The organism is Leptospira borgpetersenii serovar Javanica, from assembly GCF_003046425.1.
GTDB lineage: Bacteria > Spirochaetota > Leptospiria > Leptospirales > Leptospiraceae > Leptospira > Leptospira borgpetersenii.
Map to the genome: position 1 here is coordinate 167,501 of NZ_QAJG01000006.1, position 20,000 is coordinate 187,500.

Consider the following 20,000-nt stretch of genomic DNA (forward strand, 5'->3'; position numbering starts at 1 on the left):
TGATCACCGTTTCGTGTTTACCCACAAGTTCATCGACCATAAATCCGATCTTACGGCCTTTGTACTGGACGATGACGACCGGAAACTCTTCCCTATCCGTTTTATCCTGAAGACCGATGATTCGGTTGAGTCTGTAAATCGGGAGCACCTCTCCTCGAAGGTTGATGATCTCGTTCCCTTCGAGAGTAGTAATCTGATCGTTGTTGATCTTGATTGTCTCGTTGACCTCGGAAAGAGGAAAAGCATATACTTCTTCCTCCATAAGAACGAGAATAGAAGGAATGATCGCAAGGGCTTGCGGAAAAGAAAGTACAAAAGAAGACCCCTGACCTTTGACGCTATTGATGATGATCTTTCCCTTGAATTCCTGGATCAGATTGTTTACTACGTTCATGCCCACACCGCGCCCGGAAATATCGGTGACTTTCTCTGCGGTGGAAAATCCGGCCTGGAAGATAAACTGAAAAATTTCCTGCTCGGAAAGATTGGATGCTTCCGTAGCGCCTACGAGTCCTTTTTCAATCGCCTTGCTCAAAATCTTCTCGGAGTCAAGACCGCGCCCGTCGTCGCGAATCTCGACCATGATATTACTTCCGCCTTGATAAGAATTTAGTTCCAATGTTCCGACTTCGGGTTTCCCGGCAGCTAATCTTTCCGCCGGTGTTTCAATTCCGTGATCCACGGAGTTACGAATAAGATGAAGCAATGGTTCGCCTAACGCGTCTATGACTTTTTTATCTAGCTCGGTGGATTCTCCAGAAAGAACTAGATTGACTTTTTTGCCTGTTTCCAAAGAAAGATCTCTCACAAGTCTGGAAAACCTTCGGAACACGGTAGAAATTTGAACCATACGGATATTCATGATTCCGGATTGAAGTTCTTTGGAGATCCGATTGATAAGATCAATTCTGGATTTGAGATCATTGAACAACTGATCTTCCCCGAAAACCCGGATCAAGTCGTCATAGATTCTTTGAAAACCGGAGTTCGTGATGATAAGCTCGCCCACGTTGTTCATCAACTGATCTAACTTATCAGAGGATACTTTAATACTTTTTAATGTAACCCTGGACTCGGACGCAGCCATGTCATCTTCGATTTTGAAATTTGCGGTGACCGCCTCCTGAACGGTTGGAACATATTCCTGAACGTCCAAAGATTCCACCATATCTACGTTAGCCGCAGTTCGAATTTGTTCTAAAGACTCGGAGGAAATGAACAACAAAGCGATGGAAGTAACATCCATTCCCTTGTCCAATTCTTCCAAATCGGGAACGGACTTAAACACAACTCCCAAGTTCTTCAGATTTTGAAGAATCAAGGAAAAACGAAGTCCTTTCATCGGAGAATCTTTCCCAAGAGTCACCGAAATTTTCCAACACTTACCGGATTTACGGATTTCCTCTTCGAGTTCTCTCACCTCTTCCGCTTCGAGGTGAATTTCCAACCCACTCGGTCGAGTCGGTTTCGATACGGACACGACTTTCTCCGATGTAGGAGCAGGAGCCGACGAAGTTGAAACAGGTGAGGCATCACTTGCAGCATCCGAAAAAGAAGAAGGATCTTTCTCGTAGGCATCCAGTTTCTGAATCATATCCGTAAATGGGGTATCGATTTTATTTCCTTCCGCCACACTTCGAATCACGTATTTGATTAGGTCAAAACACTGAAAGAGAAGGTTGACGAGCGGAAGTTTGACTTGCAATTTACCGTCTCTCGTCAACTGAAGAAGATTCTCCATCTTATGAGCGAGATCGGAAAGGTTGTATAAGCCTACAAAGGCCGCGGAACTTTTTAAGGAATGAGCGGCACGAAAGATATCGTTGATAATCGAAAGGTTTTTATGATCGGCTTCGAGTCTGAGAAGGTTGATGTTCAATTCTTCTATCTGATCTTCCGATTCCTCCAAGAATAGTTCGGTATATTCTCCTAGAATTCCAGCCATTAGATTTCCTCCTGTTCAAAGTTAATCAGGACGGATAAGTTTAGATTGAGTATCAACGTTTTGTCCGCCTGGCTGACTGATTCTATCAAGGAACTATAATTCAGAGTAAGGTCGTCGGTGGTATTACTATTGACTTTGTCGTATTGGATCTTTATCACTTGCCTCACCGTATCCACGAGAATCCCAGCACGCTTTTCATCCTGTACAACGACGATAATCCTCGTAGATGGAATGATGTCGCTATAACCGATTCCAAAAACCTGCTTCAAATCTATTATCGGAATGATTTCTCCCCTAAGATTGATCACCCCCAGAATATAATCTCCTCCATTCGGGATTCTTGTAATCGGAACCGGTTTTAAAATCTCATGGATTTTCAGAATATCGATTCCGAAAATTTCCTTGTTCACGTTAAAAGTTAAATATTCCTTCTGAGACTCAGTAGTCTTATCCGCTTCCAAGGATTCAAGGTAATGTTTACTATCAAATGAAGCCATGATTGTTACCTAACGATTCTCCATAAAAAATCCAGAATCAATCTATGAAACGGATTACAATTTGTTTTTCAAGAACAATCGAAAGAAAGAATTTCCTAAATCTAAAAAATTCTTACACTTTTTTAAAAGTGAACTCTTTTTTCGATAAAACCAAAGTTACATGTTGTATAAACCGACTACACATCTTTGTTCTACTAAGAACTGACATCGCACCAAACGCCGAGAAATTAAATTTTGAAAACCACGACCCACATTCGTTGTCTATTTTGCAAACCCGGTATTTCATACTTCATACCGATAAAATCTCAACCGAATCCAGCGATTGCTAAGCTTTCGACTCTCCACTCCCTAAGCATTAGATGAACTTAGTGTTATTACCCAATGATCAATCTACGGTGAAACACCTACTTGAGCTTCTCTACCAATCGTATTCATTCATCATGCCACTTGCCGTCGAACCTAACAACATAAATAGCCGATATACTATCAAATAGACAATATTTTAACGTTTTTTCAGACGATTTGATAGTTTTTTTTCTCTGTAATGACCCGGCCCACTCTTATGTCGTGATCTTCTTTTGCAAAACTTGCGGGGAAGAGTTCCTCGTAAGTAAGCCCAATCAACTTACTCGGATCCACTGCACAAAGGGTTCTGTCATAAAAACCCCCTCCGCGTCCGAGACGATAACCAAACTCATCATAACCTAAGGCAGGCACGATAATCCAATCAGCTTCGTGAGGACTCAGAATTTTTGTTCCATTAGGCTCTAAAATACCGAATGGACCGTTTTCCCAAACTTCCGGAAGAACGAACTCCAATTCCCGATCCGTAATCTTTGGGAAATAAATTTCCTTCTCGGTCCAATCCAAAGTTTTCGGATCAATCTTCACTTCCCACTTATCGGGAACGTAGGCGATGATCTTTCGCGCATTGGCCGTAATTTTTTTCAAAAACCCAAGAATAATCAGATCTTTTTTTTCCCTTTCTGCCAAAAGGGTAAGTAAAGTTCGAAGCGCATTTCTAGACTGAAGTTTCAACGAGATTGTTAAACGGATTTAATTTTGAATAAAAGAAAAATCAAAGATCCCCAATGATCCCTTCTTCCAACATCGTAATCAATTTACGAGTTTTCTCTTCTATCTCTCCGGTCCCTATAGAAACAGACGGTGATTTTTCTTTGATTTCTTTCGTTTGCCGCAATTCATCCGCGAAGTTAAGTGCGGCTAAGATGGCAAGTTTTTGTTTGGAAGCCCCAGGCATTCCGATTCCGAGCTCTCTAAGTTTATGATCCACGTCTTCCGCAAGGGAATAGATATAATCTTCTCCCGCTTCACTAAGAATCGTATACTCTTCTCCGAGAATTCTGACTTTTACCCTGTGAAGGTCCATTGGAAACTACTCAAGGTTTAGGTTTAGGTTCATCCTCAATAATTAGAAAATCATCGTCTTCGTCGGCGTCAAATACGTTGATCACATCCTCATCGTCTTCGATGATAATATCGTCATCGTCGTCATCTACGGTCAGTTTTTCTGCGGTTTCTTTTTCGTCCGAAATTCCGGCGATATCCTCTTCTTTTTCAGAAACTTCGGTAATGAGAGAAATATCGTCGTCGTCTTCATCAAGAAGAATGATCTCATCATCTTCACCGAATTCATCTTCTACGGAAAGATTTTCTTTGACTGAGTCTACATTAGATGCTGTCGGAGAAGGAGATGCTGAAGACGCAGTTACCCCACCACCACTTGTACTTGTAGGAAGAGAATCCAATCTCCCTAAAAGCTGGTTGATCTTGTCTTCTAGTTTCCGTTCTCTTTCTTTAAGATCGTTCAGTTCATTCGTTGTTTTTTGTAGTTGATCGCGGAGAGTGGAAAGTTCTTTTTCCTTCTCTTCCATCGCCAATTTCATCTGGTCGTTTTCCGCTCTCAGATTTTCGTTTTCGGATTCTAAGCGACCATTTTCAGCGCGGAGATCACCAATCAATTCGAGGGCTTTTATAACCTTGCTTTCTAATTCTTCAATGGTCTCCATAGTGAGCATACTTGATTCTCCCTTAAAAACGTTCTCGGAAAACGAAAAAAACCCTACAAATTACACAGAGCCGTTTGACTTGGATTGTTTATCCGGCTACTTTGATTTTTTCAACCAGGGCGTTAAATACTTCCCTATCGTTGAAAGCCAGCTCTGCCAGAGATTTACGATCCATGTTGATCCCTAATTTCTTAAGAGAATTCATGAATACGGAATAAGACAAACCATTTTCTCTTGCAGCGGCGTTAATTCTAATAATCCAAAGTTTACGAAAATCTCTTTTCTTCGCTCTACGGTCACGGTAGGCCCACTGCCCCGCTTTCATTACCGCACTTTTAGCTGTTCTGTAAAGTTTAGAGCGAGCTCCGCGAAATCCTTTCGCGTCTTTTAGAACTCTTCTTCTTCTGTTTTTGTGGATTGTTCCATTGACAGCTCTCGGCATTATCTTACTCCATAAGGCATTAATCTGACGATAGATTTCCAGTCAGAATTGTTGACCAAGGTCAAACCACGGAGGCGTCTCCTTCTTTTCGGTCCCTTCTTGGTCAAGATGTGACGGGTATTCATACTCTTACGTTTGATTTTGTTGTTCTTTGTGAACTTAAAACGCTTTGCAGCGGCTCTGTTCGTTTTCAACTTGGGCATCTTTATCTACCTTTAGGTCCTATTTCCGGAAGTTATTTCGGATTAATGATTACTACGATCTGTTTTCCATCTTGAATCGGATCTCTTTCCGCCAATCCATATTCTTTCAGGTCCTCAATCATTCTATAAACGACTTTCATACCGAGGTCGGAATGCATCATCTCTCTACCGCGGAACCGGAGGCTTACTTTGACTTTATCGCCTTTTCCTAGAAACTCCTGTGCATGTTTCTTTTTGATTTCGTAATCGTGGCTTTCAATTCTAGGACGAATCTTAATTTCTTTAACATTGATTACGTGTTGTTTTTTCTTAGCTTCCTTATTCTTTTTAAGTAGCTCGAATTTATATTTCCCATAGTCGATGATCTTACAAACGTGCAACTCCTGATCCGCCGATACTTCAACGAGATCCAAGTTCTCTTCTTTCGCTTTTCTGAGGGCTTCTTCAAAAGAAACGATCGCCACTCCATCATCCGACACTAAACGAACCCTGGAAACGCCTGTAATTTTCTCATTGATCCTATGATTAAAAAGCTTATCCGTTGCTGATTTTTGACTCGGTTTCCTCTGCATTCATTCTCCGGCTAGATTTCCAAGATTTTATCCTTAAGTGTGTTTTCAAGCGATTTTTGACGCTATTTCGTCAGAACCTGGCTTTATTTCAAGTTGATTTTCGATTTCTTCTCGGAATCCCTCGGTGTACGTGATACAAAACCAAAGGTCGTTACGACCGGTCTTACCTGATTTTTGAATTTCGGGAGTTCCTCACAATCGTCCCAAGCCAAACTTTAAGGACGGTTAAATTTAACGTGAGTTCGCTTAGAGCCGGTCTCAATACCTGAAAAAAATATCTCTAAACGATCCGGCAAGTTTTTAAAAAACGTGAGAGTTCCCACAGAAACCGTCGTATTGAAGGTTTTTCCTGTCGTTTAAGATTGTAATAGCTCCTACATTCCTAAGGTTTTGAGACCGGCTCTTATTCAAAAGAAAGGTTACGGATTTAGAACCAAGAGTTCCACCTAACTGAATCGTTTCTTGAAGTGATTCGATATCATAACTTTAGATTGATATCCTATCCACTTATTACGCGGACATATAAAAATGGTACCGAAAATGGACGCTCGATTTTTGCAGTTTCAATATCCGGGAGAACGTCACCTTACAAATCCACTTCTCTCCTTATATATGTCCGGGTTTGTTTCGTAGAACCGTATCGGAAGATCCACTCACCTAACCTGCCGATTTGATTTCGTCTTGCAGATTGGAAATGAATCCCGAACGAGTCAAAGTTTTCGTGTCCTCTTGACCGCGCTTTCTGACAGCCAACGTCCCGGATTCCATTTCCTTTTCACCGAGAATCAAAAGATAATTCGCCTTTTTTAAAATAGAATCCCGAATCTTGGCGCCGATCTTTTCGTTGCGTGTATCCAATTCCACACGAAATCCGGCATCGATTAACTCGCAATAGACGTCTTTCGCGTATTCGGCCACCTTTTCGGTAATCGTCAATATCCTTATCTGGTTCGGTGAAATCCAAAGAGGAAATTTTCCTTCGTAGTGTTCGATTAGAATTCCGATAAATCGCTCCAAGGAACCATAGATCGCCCTGTGAATCATAACCGGCCTTTTTTTCTGACCGTCGCTGTCGGTGTAATCCAATTCGAAACGTTCCGGCATGGAAAAGTCGACTTGGATCGTTCCGCACTGCCAGAGCCTTCCGATTGAATCCTTGATGTTAAATTCTATTTTGGGTCCGTAAAACGCACCTTCTCCCTCTTTGATTCCGTATGGGATTCCTTTTTTCTCAAGAGATTGTTTTAAGGTATTTGTCGCAAACTCCCAGTCTTCGTCCCTTCCTTGCGATTTTTCCGGACGGGTCGCAATGAAGGTTTTGAATTCGGAAAATCCGAATTTCTTATATACGGTAAACGTAAAGTCGATGATATCCGTCACCTCGGATTCCAGATGTTCCAAAGGCGCGTAGATATGGGAATCGTCCTGAGTAAAAGCCCTCACTCTAAAAAGTCCGTGAAGCACTCCGTGCAGCTCGTGACGGTGAACGCTTCCGAACTCGGCGAATCGAAGAGGAAGTTCCCGATACGAATGCAGGTGATGTTTGTAGATTAAGGAGCATCCCGGACAATTCATCGGCTTGAGTGCGTAGTCCTCTTCGTCGATGTCCGTAAAATACATGTTTTCGTGAAAGTTATCCCAGTGACCAGACTTCTTCCAAAGTTCGGAAGAAAGAACCGCGGGAGTTTTGATTTCCTGATAACCGCGTTTGTTGCATTCCGCTCTGAGATAATCCGCGAGTGAATTCCAGAGGATGGTTCCCTTCGGATGCCAGAAAGGAAATCCCGGACCTTCCTTCTGAAAGGAGAATAGATCCAGTTCCTTTCCGATCTTTCTGTGATCCCTTTTTTTCGCTTCTTCGATTTGAAAAAGATACTGATCCAGTTCTTTCTTACTCGGAAACGCGACTCCGTAGATACGGGTGAGCATCGCGTTGTCTTTGTCGGCTTTCCAATACGCGCCGGAAATCGCGGTTAGTTTGAAAGATTTTAATATTCCCGAGTTCGGAACGTGCGGCCCTCGGCATAAGTCGAACCATTCTCCCATTCCATAGATGGAAACTTCCTCGCTCGGAATTCCTCCGATGATTTCGATCTTATACTTCTCTCCGAGTTTTTGAAAGGTTTCGATCGCCTCTTTTTTCGGAACGACCTTTCTCCAAACCGTGTAGTCCGCTTTTACGATCCTTTCCATCTCCGCTTCGATCTTCGGAAAATCTTCGGGCGTGATGATCGTACCTTGAAAATCGATGTCGTAATAAAAAAATCCCGGACCGTTCTCGATCACGGGACCCACGGTAAGATTTGCATTCTTATATAAATTCTGAACCGCCATCCCGAGCAAGTGCGCCGCGGAATGTTGAAAGGTTTCCCAACCCGCTTTTTCGGTGTAAGTCAATACTTCTATGTTTGCGTCTGTCTCCACCACTCGGGATAAGTCCTGGATATCCTTGCCGTTCAAGCGTACGGCAAGGGCTTTGTTTTTTAAAAAGGGTAACTCTTTTTCGATGAAGTCTCGATAAGTGGAGCCTAATGCGACCTTTTTTACTGATTTGTCCGGCAGTGTCAGCTGATACATATTCACGACTTATCCTAAAATTCTATTTTTTCCCGTTAGAACGAATTCGGCTATAAACTCAAAGCTTTGCACCGATTGATCAGAAAGCCGAAGATCGATCGATTCTCGAAAGCGGCTCATCAAATTCAGATTCTATTTCAGGAGTGAAATCGGTTTTCCCTTTCCATTCGCAAAAATCGAACGGATTTTTCAATCGATTTGTATTGGCCAGAGAAAAACCTGCAACGATTCGAATCACACCCATTCCTCTTTGCCGGAATTTTGTCCGCTTTTTATCCTCCGTTTAGTGTTGACTATAGTCACCATCTCATCATCTTTGCAGAAGATGAAAGCGTTCTTGGTTCTCGACAACGGCATGATCTTAGAAGGAGAATCCTTCGGCTATGAAAGCGAATCCGTCGGTGAAATTGTTTTTAATACTTCCATGGCGGGTTATCAAGAGATCCTAACGGATCCTTCCTATTGCAACCAGATTATAACTCTCACTTATCCTATGATCGGGAACTACGGAATTCATCCGGACAACATGGAATCTTCCAAAATCCAAGCGAGCGGACTGATCGTAAAAGAATATGTGGATCTCCCTTCCAACTTCATGTCCCAAAAAACCCTTTCCAAATTTTTAAAAGAATATAAAATCCCCGCTATCCAAGGTATCGACACAAGAAAACTGACTCGCTACATTCGAACAAACGGTTCCCCGAACGGTGGAATTTTCGTGGCTCGAGAATACTCCCCTGAATTTTTGGAGAAGGTAAAATCCTTTCCGGGAATCACGGGCGCCGATCTTGCAAAGGTCGTAACCACTTCCACGAAATATATCTTCGGAACTCACACCGGAAAAAAATACAAACTTGCAGTCTATGATTATGGAGTGAAAACGAACATTCTCCGTTTATTGGATGCAGCAGGTTTTGCCGTGACCGTTTATCCGGCCTTGACTCCCGCGGAAGAAATTATGAAAGAAGGAACGGACGCATTCTTTCTTTCAAACGGCCCCGGAGATCCGGCTCCACTTGACTACGCGATCGACGCGACCCGCAAGATTATGGAAAAAGGTTATCCTCTATTCGGGATCTGTCTCGGACATCAAATCATCGGACTTTCTTTAGGAAAGAAAACCGAGAAGATGAAATTCGGACATCGCGGAGGAAATCAACCGGTTAAGAATTTATCGACCGGACAAGTGGAGATCACTTCGCAAAATCACGGTTTTGCGGTAATAGATGACGGGAAATCGAGTGAACCCATTTCGTTTTTAAATCTAAACGACAACACCGTCGAAGGAATTTTGAAATCGGGTTATCCTTTGCTTACGGTTCAATATCATCCGGAAAGCGCTCCGGGCCCGAACGATTCCCGTTACCTATTCCAGAAATTTTATGATCTTGTAGAAACTACAAAAAGAGGTAAATAGTCGATGGCAAATTTTCCACAACTTCCCGATAGAATTCTCGGCCTTCCAATTGGAAAAGATTTTTCCATAGAGGCCCTCGTCAAAGACCTCTGGAATCCGGAAACCGACGATCTTTTTCCTCCTAAAAATTTTCTCGGTATCGGTTACGGGCTCAACTTCTACGCGATCGCAAGAAAAACCGGACTTCTCTAAGATAAAAGGGGATTGTTGGAACTGTACAAGGGAGATACTAGCCTAAATTTTACTTTATAAAAGTAGAATATTTCAAAACGCACCCCTTTGCAGAGCGAAATTCGGCGATCGCATTTGACTAACGCCGCCTATGCCTACAGAAAGAATATTCGATATCGATTCGAATTTACCACAAACCGGCGGATTCTCGACCGTAAATTTATTGCATTTTTCTAATGTTCACCATGTTTGATTGGAACGAACAAAATCGTAAAATCGGAGAACTTCGTTTTTAAAATCATATCCCGCTTTCTCTTTTCCATTTTTTGAATATCGAGAGAAACCCTATGTTGTTTTACGAGAAGATGTCTACGGTCCCGTTTGGGAATTTTATCCTCTTCGAACAACTTCCTATATCTGGAAAGAAACTCGTGATCGATCTCAAGTTTTTTCACACATTCCTCGAAAGGGTCGGTAATGTCCTGGATCGTTTCGTCGGTTTTATCGACCAGTTCAAGATTTCTAAGTTCGACCAAAAAATGATCCTGACTTGCAAACGGGATTTTGAACTTGATATTGGAACTCGTACTTTTCGAAATGAATCCCCGATAGTGATGAACGAGGTTTTGAATCCGATCCCTAGATTTGGAAACCTTTTCGGATTCCACGACGACTTTGAGAGAATGAGCGTAAAATCTGTTGGCCAAGTGAAAATGATCCGCATCGCGAGGCGGTTCCGCAGAGAGTGAGGTGTACAGAAAAATTAATACGAATAATATGAGACGCCAAAACACGATCGACATTGTTGGATAGGATCGTAAAATTCCGAGTTTCGTCAATCTCGCTTTTAAAGTTTGAACGGAATACAAATCGAGAAAATCGTAATTCTTGCGCATAAATTAAAAAGTTTAATTTTAACGAGAATTCAATTCGGAAAAAAATGTTTTTTTCAAGCGGCCTTGAATTTACAATTCGGATGGAACGAAAAACCCACTTCAAAATGTGGAAACTACTACAATTTTAAACGATAGGAAAAAACCGCCAATACGGCGATTTCTGTGGCAACTCCCACATTCGGAGGACAGTTGGGGTAGGACGTGTTTTGCGACCGAAAAACATCGGTTTTTAGGGAACTTCATAAATAAAAATCCCACTCTCTCATTCTCCTTTTTGAGAGAAGTCAAATAATGTCCCGACCTTTCACGGAGGCCGTCGTTGTACCTGTTAGAATTTGAACATTGGTTTTATATTTCTTGTCTTTTGTTTCAACGATAAGTTTCATATCAAGTAAAGCTTCAATGTCCCTTAATAAGGTCCGTTTTGATTTCCCCACGTATTGAAGTTGTAAAATTTCGTTTATTTCAGATATTTCCTTAAAAGCGTATTCATTCTCTAAGTTCATAGAGAGAACCAAAGCTAATCTTCGATTATTTACTATGTTTGATTTTCCGGAAAAATCATTCGTTTTAAAAGTTTCATTCACATAATTTTTCCAAGCTAATTCAACTTGATTTTGATTCACGATATTAAAAACTTCTTGTAGACCATCTTTAAAACCTTGCAACGCATAGTTGATAAAATGCGTCAAGTCCCCGCCGTTTTTTGAGGTTTCATCCAACTTTCTATAATATTCGCTTCGCGTTGAATTATAAAAATTAGACAGAATATGCGCGGCAATATCCGGCACTCCAGCTCGCAACAAAAGGTAGAATTCCAGTAGTCTTGCTGTTCGACCATTACCATCACCAAATGGATGTATCCAAGCTATGTACACATGAGAAACGATCGCTTGAATAATTGCTACCGAAAACGTCTGACCTTTTTCATAATGAAATTCTAATTTACTCCATTCACAAAACGAATCAATCAGACTTTCTACGTCCCTGTAGTCCGGCGCCTTATATACGTGCCCGACCGTAACGTTTTGTTTTCGAAACTCGCCTGGAATTGCGGCAAAATTTTCACCAAGATCCTTACCGATTAAAGCGTGAAATTCCTTAATTAAATTTTTATTAAGTAATTGAGTATTACAATCTTCAACGATTCTATTTCGAAACAAGTTAAGCGCATTCAATACGTTTTTAACCTCGATTTCCATATATCGTTTCGATAGAGGTAATGATTTCCCTTTATGAATCAGTTCGATTTCTTCTTCTGATAGAGTATTTCCTTCGATCGCAGTGGTCGCCAGGGCGCCTTTTATAAGATTTACGGAATATATTTTAGAACGATAAACAGGGGATTAGAAATAGCACGAATTAGCGCTTTACTTTGCCCTAATTTGAACCAAACATCGTCGCCTATAATCCATTTCTTTTTAAAGGAAATAAATTTATGAGAATCGACACTTTTCATGACAAAAATATCGTCAAAAAAGAAGAATTTTTTATCAAACTTTTTGTCCAAGATTTCGTTCTGTGATTATGTCCTAAACCCTTCACTCCGATTGAACGAAAAAGATCCCAAAAAACGCAAAACACATCCTTCTTACTCCTGTATCGAAAGTCCTGGAGATTGTCCTAAAAAACAAAAAGCCCGAGTTCAAAACCGGGCTTTTATAAAATCGCATTCCCGATTCTTCGTTTCACAAAAATCGGGAACGACTACAATTTACATCTTGATCGAATTCTTAAGCCTGAAACGCCTCCAGAACAAGTTGATCCTGTTCCTGCAAGTGCAGTTTCATATGACCGGCCGCAGGGCTCGGAGACTCGTGTCTTCCCGCGTAAGAAAGTCTTACGTTGGAAGGAAGTAAATCCTCGATTCTTTCGCGGACAAAAAACCAAGCACCTTGATTCTTCGGCTCTTCCTGACACCATACAAACGATTTCGCGTTCTTAAATTTCTTGAGAGCGCCTTCGATTTCTTTTGCAGGGAAAGGATAGATTTGTTCCACCCGAACAAAAACCACGTTTTGAATCTTGTTCTCGTCGCGGTATTTCATCAAATCATAATATACCTTACCCGCCGAAAAAATCACCTTTTCGATTTTGTCGGATTTGAGACCGCTGTCGTCCACGAGGATTTCTTTAAACGCACCCTGAAGAATGTCTTCCACAGGAGAAAGAGAAGCAGGAAAACGGAGCAAACTTTTCGGGGTTACGATTACGAGAGGCTTACGGTAATTTCTAAGCATCTGTCTTCGGAGGAGATGAAAATACTGAGCCGCCGTCGTAAGATTACAAACCTGCATATTGTTGAGCGCACAGAGTTGTAAAAATCTTTCGAGTCTAGCGGAGGAATGTTCCGGTCCCTGACCTTCGTACCCGTGAGGAAGAAGCATTGTAAGTCCGGAAAGTCGCTGCCACTTTACTTCCGAGCTGGAAATGAATTGGTCGAAAATCACCTGAGCGCTGTTTGCAAAGTCTCCGAACTGAGCTTCCCATATCACGAGTGCGTTCGGATCCGAAAGAGAATATCCGTATTCAAAACCCAAAACCGAAAATTCGGAAAGGGAAGAATTGATAATCTCCGCCTTAGCTTGCTTCGGCGAGATATGATTGAGAGGAATGTATTTCTCATTCGTGTTCGTATCCACGAGAACCGCGTGACGATGAGAGAATGTTCCTCTCTGAGAATCCTGACCGGAAAGACGAATTCTAAATCCGCTTTCCAAGATCGATCCAAACGAAAGTGCCTCTGCAAATCCCCAATCTACGGGAATTTTTCCTTCCGCCATTTCCTTTCTACTTTGGAGAAGTTTTACGAGTTTTGAATTCGGAGTAAAATCCCGCGGAACGCCGGTCAGAGCCTGAACGATTCCATGCATCTGTTCCTTGAGAAGTTTTGTAGCGGGTTCCGAATCCAAAGACATCTTGGAAAACTTGGACCAAACACCCTGCATGGTATCGACGCGTATCTTAACGTCTTGCTCTTTGGCTCTTTGAAAAGAATCCTCCAATCCGTGCATCGATCCGTTTTTAATGAAGTCGATGTCTTCTTGCTGGATATCACCTTCTTCCACGAGCCTTTTCTCGTAGAGTTTCACCGTAGGAGGGTGATTTTTAATCGTAGCATACATTTTAGGCTGCGTAAAAGCAGGCTCGTCGGTTTCATTGTGACCAAGCCTTCTGTAACATACGAGATCGATGATGAAATCCTTTTTGAATTTTTGACGGTATTCCATCCCGAGTTTTACGACTCGGTAAACCGCTTCGGGATCGTCTCCGTTTACGTGAATGATCGGAATTTGAAATCCTTTTGCAAGATCGGTTGCATATAACGTGGATCTGGATTCGTCCGGAAGAGTAGTAAATCCGATCTGATTATTGACCACGATGTGAAAGGTTCCCCCCGTAGTATAACCTTCAAGATTCATCAGATTGAGGGTTTCCGCTACTACACCCTGACCCGCAAACGCGGCGTCGCCGTGAATCAGAATCGGCATATATTTCGTACGATCCTTATTTCCGATAAGTTCCTGACGAGCGCGAACAGATCCTGTTACGACAGGACCCACACATTCCAAATGACTCGGATTGAACATGAGGGAAAGTTTCACTTCTTTTCCCGCGGTTGTCATTCTGCTGTTGGAATACCCGAGATGATACTTAACGTCCGCATAACTTAAGTTATCCCTATCCGTCTTTTCCTCGAACTCGGCAAAGATGAGTGACGCGGGTTTTTCGATGATGTTAACGAGAACGTTCAGTCTCCCTCTGTGCGCCATTCCGATCACAAGTCCGTCCATGAGATGATGACCCGCTTCTTCCACGATCGTATCGAGAAGAGGAATGAAGGATTCTCCCCCTTCGAGAGAAAACCTTTTTTTACCTACGTATTTTTTCGCGAGAAAGGTTTCGAAGTAGTCCGCTTGGAATAATTTTTCGAACAATCTGAGTTTAATGCTCTTAGGCAAAGGAGCTAAGAATTCCGGAGACTCCATCTTTTTTTGAAGCCATTCTCTTTCCACATCATCGACTAAGTAAAAGTGCTCCGCTCCGATGGTATTGCAGTAAACTTTCTCATAAAGATCCACTATCTCGGCAAGTTTCACTCTTCCAAGAGTATCACTGTCCACGACTGTTTCTAGATCTGCGGGAGAAATACTATGCAGTTTGGAATCAATGAATGTACGGTTCGGCTTTTGAATTCCGAGAGGATCGAGTTTTGCCGCAAGGTGCCCTTGTCTTCTGTATGCATTGAGAAGGTTGATGATCCCCATCTCTCGGATGGAACCAGCCTGTGCATCGGTAAAAGAAGTCGCCACTGCGGATTTTCCGTTCGAGTATCCGCCGCCGTTCCCATTTGCAAAACCATTGGTGTCCACTTCTTGAAAGAAGGATTTCCATTCTTTGTCCACTGTTTCGGGATTGAGTTTGTACTGATTATAAAGTTCTTCGAGGAGAACGCCGTTCTCTCCATAAAGCGCCATGAGTTTTTCGACTTTCATTGCTTAAAACCTACCTGATTCACGCGTGAATCGCCCACTTATCCACCGCCATTGCCGCTTCTTTAATCACTTCCGCCAAAGTCGGATGCGCATGAAAACTCCTCGCTATATCTTCTGCGGAGGCCCCAAATTCCATCGCAACCGCCAACTCCGCGATCATATCCGAAGCCCTTGGCCCGAATATAAAAGCTCCTAAAAGCTTATCCGTTTTTTTATCCGCTAATATTTTGACTTGTCCTTCGGCTTCGTTCATTGCTTTCGAGCGTGCGTTTGGTCGAAAGAGCGATTTTCCGGTTTTATATTCGATTCCAGCCGCTTTCAATTCTTCCTCACCTTTTCCTACCCAAGCCATTTCCGGCCAAGTATATATGACGTAAGGAACCGCATCGTAGTTAACGTGTCCGGATTGTCCCGCCAGAAGTTCGGCCAAAGCTACTCCTTCTTCTTCCGCTTTGTGCGCAAGCATCGGTCCGTCGATCGCATCCCCAATCGCATAGATTCCCGGAACGGACGTTTTGAAATGTCCGTCCACTTGGATTCGGTTGCGAGGTGTTAATGCGACACCCGCCTCTTCCAAACCCACTCCTTCGAGAAAAGGCCTTCTTCCAACAGCGACAAGAACCACGTCCGCTTCGAGATCCTTAGTTGCGCCTTTGGAATCTTCGATTTGAACTTTCACTCCGTTCTTTGACGTAGTCGCGCCCTTGACCTTGTGTTCGAATAAGAACTCAATCCCCTGGGAAGTAAGAGAACGTTCTAAAAGTGCGCCCATCGGGCGGTCCACGTTCGAAATCAGTCCGGGCAAAAATTCGACGACCGTCACCGCGGTTCCAAGTCTTGCCCAAACCGATCCAAGTTCGAGACCGATCACTCCTGCGCCGATGATGATCATCTTTTTAGGAAGTTTACGGAGTTCGATTGCGTGATCGGATGTGATGATGTTTTTTCCATCCACGGTCAAACCGGGAATGTCGATCGGAACCGACCCAGTTGCGACTACGATATGTTTTGCGTTGATTACTTCTTTATCCCCGCCGCTCGATGCGACTTCGACTTTTCCCGCGGATAAAACTTTCCCGAAACCTTCGTACCGTTTGATCTTATTTTTGCCGATCAGAAAGTCGACGCCGTCGGTGACTTCCTTTACGATCTGATCCTTGCGGTTCATCAGTTTGCCGAGATCGACTTCTACTTTACCGACTGTGATTCCGTGAACGTCGAGTTTGTGCAGAACTTTGTGGTATTCTTCGGATGAGTCCAAAAGAGCTTTGGAAGGAATACAACCCACATTGAGACAGGTGCCTCCGAGAGTTTTTCTTTTTTCGATGATTGCGGTTTTGAAACCGAGTTGAGCGGCCCGGATGGCGCAAACGTAGCCCCCTGGTCCCGCACCGATCACGACTACGTCGAATTCTGCTGACATGTTTTCACTTCCATTAAAGTTCGAGTAAAAGTCGGGCCGGATCTTCGATCGCTTCTTTGACCTTTACGAGGAATGTTACCGCTTCTTTCCCGTCTACGATTCTGTGATCGTAGGAAAGTGCGAGATACATCATCGGACGGATTACGATTTGATCGTTTACCACCACCGCACGCTTTACTATATTATGAAGTCCCAAAATTCCACTTTGAGGAGGGTTTAAGATCGGAGTGGACATCATGGAACCGTAGATTCCCCCGTTGGAAATCGTAAACGTTCCGCCCTCCATCTCCGAAAGTTCGATCTTTCCGTCCTTAACTCGGTTGGCAAGTCTTACGATCTCTTGCTCCACTCCCGCGAAACTCAAAAGATCCGCATCTCTTACGATCGGCACCACAAGTCCTTTCGGTCCTCCGACAGCGACCCCGATATCATAAAAGTTCTTATATACGACGTCGTTTCCGCGGATTTCCGCGTTGATTGCGGGAATCGTTTTCAGGGCATGGATGGCAGCTTTCGTAAAAAAACTCATAAATCCAAGACCCACATTATGCGCCTCTTTAAAGCGATCCTTATAACGATTTCTGAGTTCCATTACGGCGCTCATGTCCACTTCGTTGAACGTGGTTAAGATGGCGGCATTGTGTTGCGCGGATACGAGTCTTTCCGCGATCACTTTGCGTAAACGAGTCATCGGGACCGCATTTTCTCTCGGAAGATCCGTTCTTTTTGCAACAGGAACCGCTTTCGGAATTTCGGGAGAAGACACCGCTTTTGCAGCCGTTGCAGTTCCCACACCTGCGGAAGTTTTGGATTCGATCGCCTTTAATACGTCTTCTTTTGTGATCTGTCCGTTCTTACCCGAACCGGAAATAGTCGTAACATTCAGACCGTTGTCGTCGATCAATTTACGAACCGCAGGTGGAAGAGTATCATTGAATCTGTCATTTCCCGAGGTTTGATTCGTTTGTGTTGTGATTGCAGGAGAAGAAGAAGGTGCCGGTGCGGAGACGGTTGCTGCGGAATCGATGAGGCCGACGACCTCTTTCACTTTCACTGTATCTCCGGCCTTCTTATGAATTTTTTGAAGTACACCGGAAGAAGGCGCCGGAACTTCCATAGTGGCCTTATCGGTTTCCAGTTCCAACAAGATCTCATCTTGTTTTACCGCGTCTCCTTCTTTCTTAACCCAATTCGCAATCGTAGCTTCCGTGATGGATTCCCCCATTTCGGGGACCTTAATTTCTACAGACATGAATGATTCCTTTCAAGAGGCTTAAGATACAAAAAAGCGTAAGTCTCGGTTTCAATCCTTCTAAATGAAAAAATTCTGTAAACGAAATTCTCTAAAACACAATTATTCCGTCCTAGGTTTGAACTTTCGATCCATTTTACCCAACTCCTCGTCACTAATCTGATATTCTTTCTGTAAGAATTCTCTAAAATCCACAGACTTGTGATGATCCCTTTCCCCATCGCACTGGCGATTACCCATCACAGCTTTGGTCACTCCGGCTACAGTTATTGGTTTGAGTGTCAAATTCTGAGTTACGGGACATACTCCCGGTTTTGGAGAAAGTCCATTGTAAGCACAAGTGCCCCCGCCTTGTACTTCTTCGGGTATAATGTCTTCGCCGAAGGTAGGATAATTTTGACCTCCGTAAAAACGATTGTACATTCTTCCCCAAATCGGAACCGCAAGCACGGAAGCGGCTTGCCCTCTTCCCAAAGAAATCGAACTTTTATCGAATCCCAACCAAATAACAGTCGTATAATTCGGATCGAATCCACAGTACCATGCGTTTGTAAAAGAAGAAGTCGATCCGGTTTTTCCGGCGGCGATTCCTCTGTAATTTCCTTTCTCGGGATCTCTTAACCCCATCGCGGCGGTTCCAGCCATCGCCACATTGGTCAGCATTTTTTTCAGAATGTAGGCGGTTCCTTCGGAGATCACTTGGATACTTCCATCTTTAGCCTGTCTCTGTAATTCTTCCTGAACCTTGGTCTCTTCGTTATAAACTACGTTCCCACTTTGATCGATCACATAACGAACGGAAAACGGAATCACCCTTCTTCCATTGTTGGCGATAGTCGCGTAACCGAGCGCCATCTCAAGTGGTGTGAGTTCCGCAATCCCAAGCGCAAGAGCCGGGCTTGGTGGAAAACGAGTCGGATTGACTCCTAAAAGTCTGGAAGAAAAATCGATGACCGCGTCGGGTCCAGTCCGCAAAAACACTTGAACCGATACAATATTTAAAGATAAGGATAAAGCTCTGGAAAGTGGAACCATTCCGAGGAAGTCTCCGTCGAAATCCTGAGGTGACCAACCTTCCCCCTCTTCCGTAAGAGTCGTGAGAGGTGCGTCCATAATCCCAGTTCCGCTCCCTACGACCCTTTCTTGAATCGCTGCCCCGTAGACAAATGGTTTGAACGCGGAACCCGTTTGACGTCTCGCCATTGTGGCTCGGTTGAACTGATTTTTCGGGGTGAATTCGTAACCGCCCACCATGGTTTGGATATAACCGGTGGAAGGTTCGATCGTAATCGCCGCCCCTTCTACGTGAAGATTTTTTCCGAAGACCGCGGTTTGTTTTTGAAATTCGGAAATCGCCGAAGACTCGTTTTCACCCGGGGTTAAGATCGCAAGGATATCGGCCGCATCGATCAATTCTCTTTCCAACGCAACCCGGTAGTTCGCCTTATCGTCGAGTTTACTGATAAAAGGCATTCCCACGGGGAAGACGGAACCCATAAGATAATAAAGACCTACAAGTCCGCGATCCGCACCTCCCGAATAATTGACGGTAACTCCGGAAACGAGATCGTCGTGTTTTTTGATCGCCTTGGACAATTCCTCCTGTGCGATCTCTTGTTTACGAGCGTCGAGAGTCGTATAAACTTTTAAACCTCCGGTATAAACCTTATCTTCTCCAAGCTCCTTTTCAAGTTTCTGGCGAACGTATTCGGTAAAATGAGGTGCCTTGTTCAAACGGTTTCCCCAAGTGGATTGGGAAGGAGACTGTGTGATGACGACCGGCCAATATTTATTCCAGAAGTCGTCGTGAATCGACTGAATCCTATCGGTTGGAATATAACCCTGGTCCGCCATGAGCCTCAGAACACTCAGATGAGCACCTTTCGAAATTTTGGGGTTTTTGAATGGAGAATATTTTACGGGGGCTTTGGGAAGTCTTGCGAGCAGAGCGGCCTCAGCCACATCCAGATCGCTCACGTCCTTTTGAAAGTATACGTCCGCGGCGGAGGCAAGTCCCGTGGTTCCATGCCCGAGATAAATCAGATTAAAATAAATTTCTAATATCTCTTCTTTTGAATA

General features: G+C 43.4%; 19 protein-coding genes (2 of these 19 running past the window's edge). 3 read left to right on the forward strand and 16 right to left on the reverse strand.

What is annotated here, in order from left to right:
• A protein-coding gene (locus CLV95_RS06790) for a chemotaxis protein CheW (RefSeq protein WP_002734336.1) crosses the window boundary here: on the reverse strand, nt 1-1,945 show its 5' portion. 1,250 nt of this gene lie to the left of the window's left edge; 1,945 of the gene's 3,195 nt are visible here — the first part of the coding sequence; it begins with the start codon at nt 1,943-1,945; its stop codon lies off the left edge, out of view.
• The gene (locus CLV95_RS06795) at nt 1,945-2,442 is read right to left on the reverse strand and encodes a chemotaxis protein CheW (protein WP_002734367.1); all 498 of its coding nucleotides are present in this window, start codon (nt 2,440-2,442) and stop codon (nt 1,945-1,947) included. The genes CLV95_RS06790 and CLV95_RS06795 overlap by 1 nt, the downstream gene beginning before the upstream one ends.
• 44 nt (nt 2,443-2,486) lie before the next feature.
• Here CLV95_RS06795 and CLV95_RS20055 point away from each other — a divergent pair, with 44 nt between their 5' ends.
• Nucleotides 2,487-2,771 (forward strand): hypothetical protein, encoded by a 285-nt coding sequence (locus tag CLV95_RS20055; RefSeq protein WP_080592202.1) that lies wholly within the window; start codon nt 2,487-2,489, stop codon nt 2,769-2,771.
• A gap of 184 nt (nt 2,772-2,955) precedes the next feature.
• On the opposite strand, the gene CLV95_RS06805 is transcribed toward CLV95_RS20055, so the two are convergent.
• The 8 genes from CLV95_RS06805 to CLV95_RS18785 form a co-directional block, all read right to left on the reverse strand.
• Nucleotides 2,956-3,480, reverse strand: a complete 525-nt coding sequence (locus tag CLV95_RS06805; RefSeq protein ID WP_002726261.1) for a 5-formyltetrahydrofolate cyclo-ligase — start codon at nt 3,478-3,480, stop codon at nt 2,956-2,958.
• 40 nt (nt 3,481-3,520) lie between these two features.
• Complete coding sequence (locus CLV95_RS06810) at nt 3,521-3,832, reverse strand: cell division protein ZapA (protein ID WP_002726404.1); 312 nt, start codon at nt 3,830-3,832, stop codon at nt 3,521-3,523.
• A gap of 10 nt (nt 3,833-3,842) precedes the next feature.
• On the reverse strand, nt 3,843-4,481 hold the full coding sequence (locus CLV95_RS06815) for a coiled-coil domain-containing protein (protein ID WP_002734328.1): 639 nt from the start codon (nt 4,479-4,481) through the stop codon (nt 3,843-3,845).
• Between the two features lie 79 nt (nt 4,482-4,560).
• Nucleotides 4,561-4,914: a 50S ribosomal protein L20 gene (gene rplT, locus CLV95_RS06820; RefSeq protein WP_002726297.1), complete on the reverse strand. Its 354-nt coding sequence runs from the start codon at nt 4,912-4,914 to the stop codon at nt 4,561-4,563.
• On the reverse strand, nt 4,914-5,117 hold the full coding sequence (gene rpmI / locus CLV95_RS06825; RefSeq protein WP_002765180.1) for a 50S ribosomal protein L35: 204 nt from the start codon (nt 5,115-5,117) through the stop codon (nt 4,914-4,916). Before rpmI ends, rplT begins: the two co-directional genes overlap by 1 nt.
• Before the next feature lie 32 nt (nt 5,118-5,149).
• A complete protein-coding gene (infC, locus tag CLV95_RS06830) occupies nt 5,150-5,689 on the reverse strand; it encodes a translation initiation factor IF-3 (RefSeq protein ID WP_002726167.1) in 540 nt (179 codons plus the stop codon).
• 657 nt (nt 5,690-6,346) lie between these two features.
• Nucleotides 6,347-8,266, reverse strand: coding sequence for a threonine--tRNA ligase (thrS, locus tag CLV95_RS06835; protein ID WP_002726445.1), 1,920 nt, complete (start codon nt 8,264-8,266; stop codon nt 6,347-6,349).
• Nucleotides 8,267-8,345: 79 nt separating this feature from the next.
• Nucleotides 8,346-8,504: a hypothetical protein gene (locus CLV95_RS18785; protein WP_002734428.1), complete on the reverse strand. Its 159-nt coding sequence runs from the start codon at nt 8,502-8,504 to the stop codon at nt 8,346-8,348.
• Nucleotides 8,505-8,591: 87 nt separating this feature from the next.
• Between CLV95_RS18785 and carA the strand changes: the two genes are divergently transcribed.
• Nucleotides 8,592-9,683 (forward strand): glutamine-hydrolyzing carbamoyl-phosphate synthase small subunit, encoded by a 1,092-nt coding sequence (carA, locus tag CLV95_RS06840; RefSeq protein WP_016748889.1) that lies wholly within the window; start codon nt 8,592-8,594, stop codon nt 9,681-9,683.
• Between the two features lie 3 nt (nt 9,684-9,686).
• Nucleotides 9,687-9,875, forward strand: coding sequence for a hypothetical protein (locus tag CLV95_RS06845; protein WP_002726141.1), 189 nt, complete (start codon nt 9,687-9,689; stop codon nt 9,873-9,875).
• A 212-nt stretch (nt 9,876-10,087) separates the two neighbouring features.
• Here CLV95_RS06845 and CLV95_RS06850 read toward each other — a convergent pair whose 3' ends face one another.
• The 6 genes from CLV95_RS06850 to CLV95_RS06880 form a co-directional block, all read right to left on the reverse strand.
• A complete protein-coding gene (locus CLV95_RS06850; protein WP_016748890.1) occupies nt 10,088-10,657 on the reverse strand; it encodes a DUF4349 domain-containing protein in 570 nt (189 codons plus the stop codon).
• 377 nt (nt 10,658-11,034) lie between these two features.
• Nucleotides 11,035-11,898, reverse strand: coding sequence for a Fic family protein (locus CLV95_RS06855; RefSeq protein ID WP_230456568.1), 864 nt, complete (start codon nt 11,896-11,898; stop codon nt 11,035-11,037).
• 585 nt (nt 11,899-12,483) lie between these two features.
• The gene (locus tag CLV95_RS06865) at nt 12,484-15,246 is read right to left on the reverse strand and encodes a 2-oxoglutarate dehydrogenase E1 component (protein ID WP_002734373.1); all 2,763 of its coding nucleotides are present in this window, start codon (nt 15,244-15,246) and stop codon (nt 12,484-12,486) included.
• Nucleotides 15,247-15,265: 19 nt separating this feature from the next.
• Complete coding sequence (gene lpdA / locus CLV95_RS06870; protein WP_002726194.1) at nt 15,266-16,669, reverse strand: dihydrolipoyl dehydrogenase; 1,404 nt, start codon at nt 16,667-16,669, stop codon at nt 15,266-15,268.
• Nucleotides 16,670-16,682: 13 nt separating this feature from the next.
• On the reverse strand, nt 16,683-17,921 hold the full coding sequence (gene odhB / locus CLV95_RS06875) for a 2-oxoglutarate dehydrogenase complex dihydrolipoyllysine-residue succinyltransferase (protein ID WP_002726471.1): 1,239 nt from the start codon (nt 17,919-17,921) through the stop codon (nt 16,683-16,685).
• 102 nt (nt 17,922-18,023) lie between these two features.
• Nucleotides 18,024-20,000, reverse strand: the 3' portion of a protein-coding gene (locus CLV95_RS06880; protein WP_002734457.1) for a penicillin-binding protein 1A. The gene runs 462 nt beyond the window's last position; only the last 1,977 of its 2,439 coding nucleotides appear in the window; its start codon lies off the right edge, out of view — the gene reads right to left on this strand; the stop codon is at nt 18,024-18,026.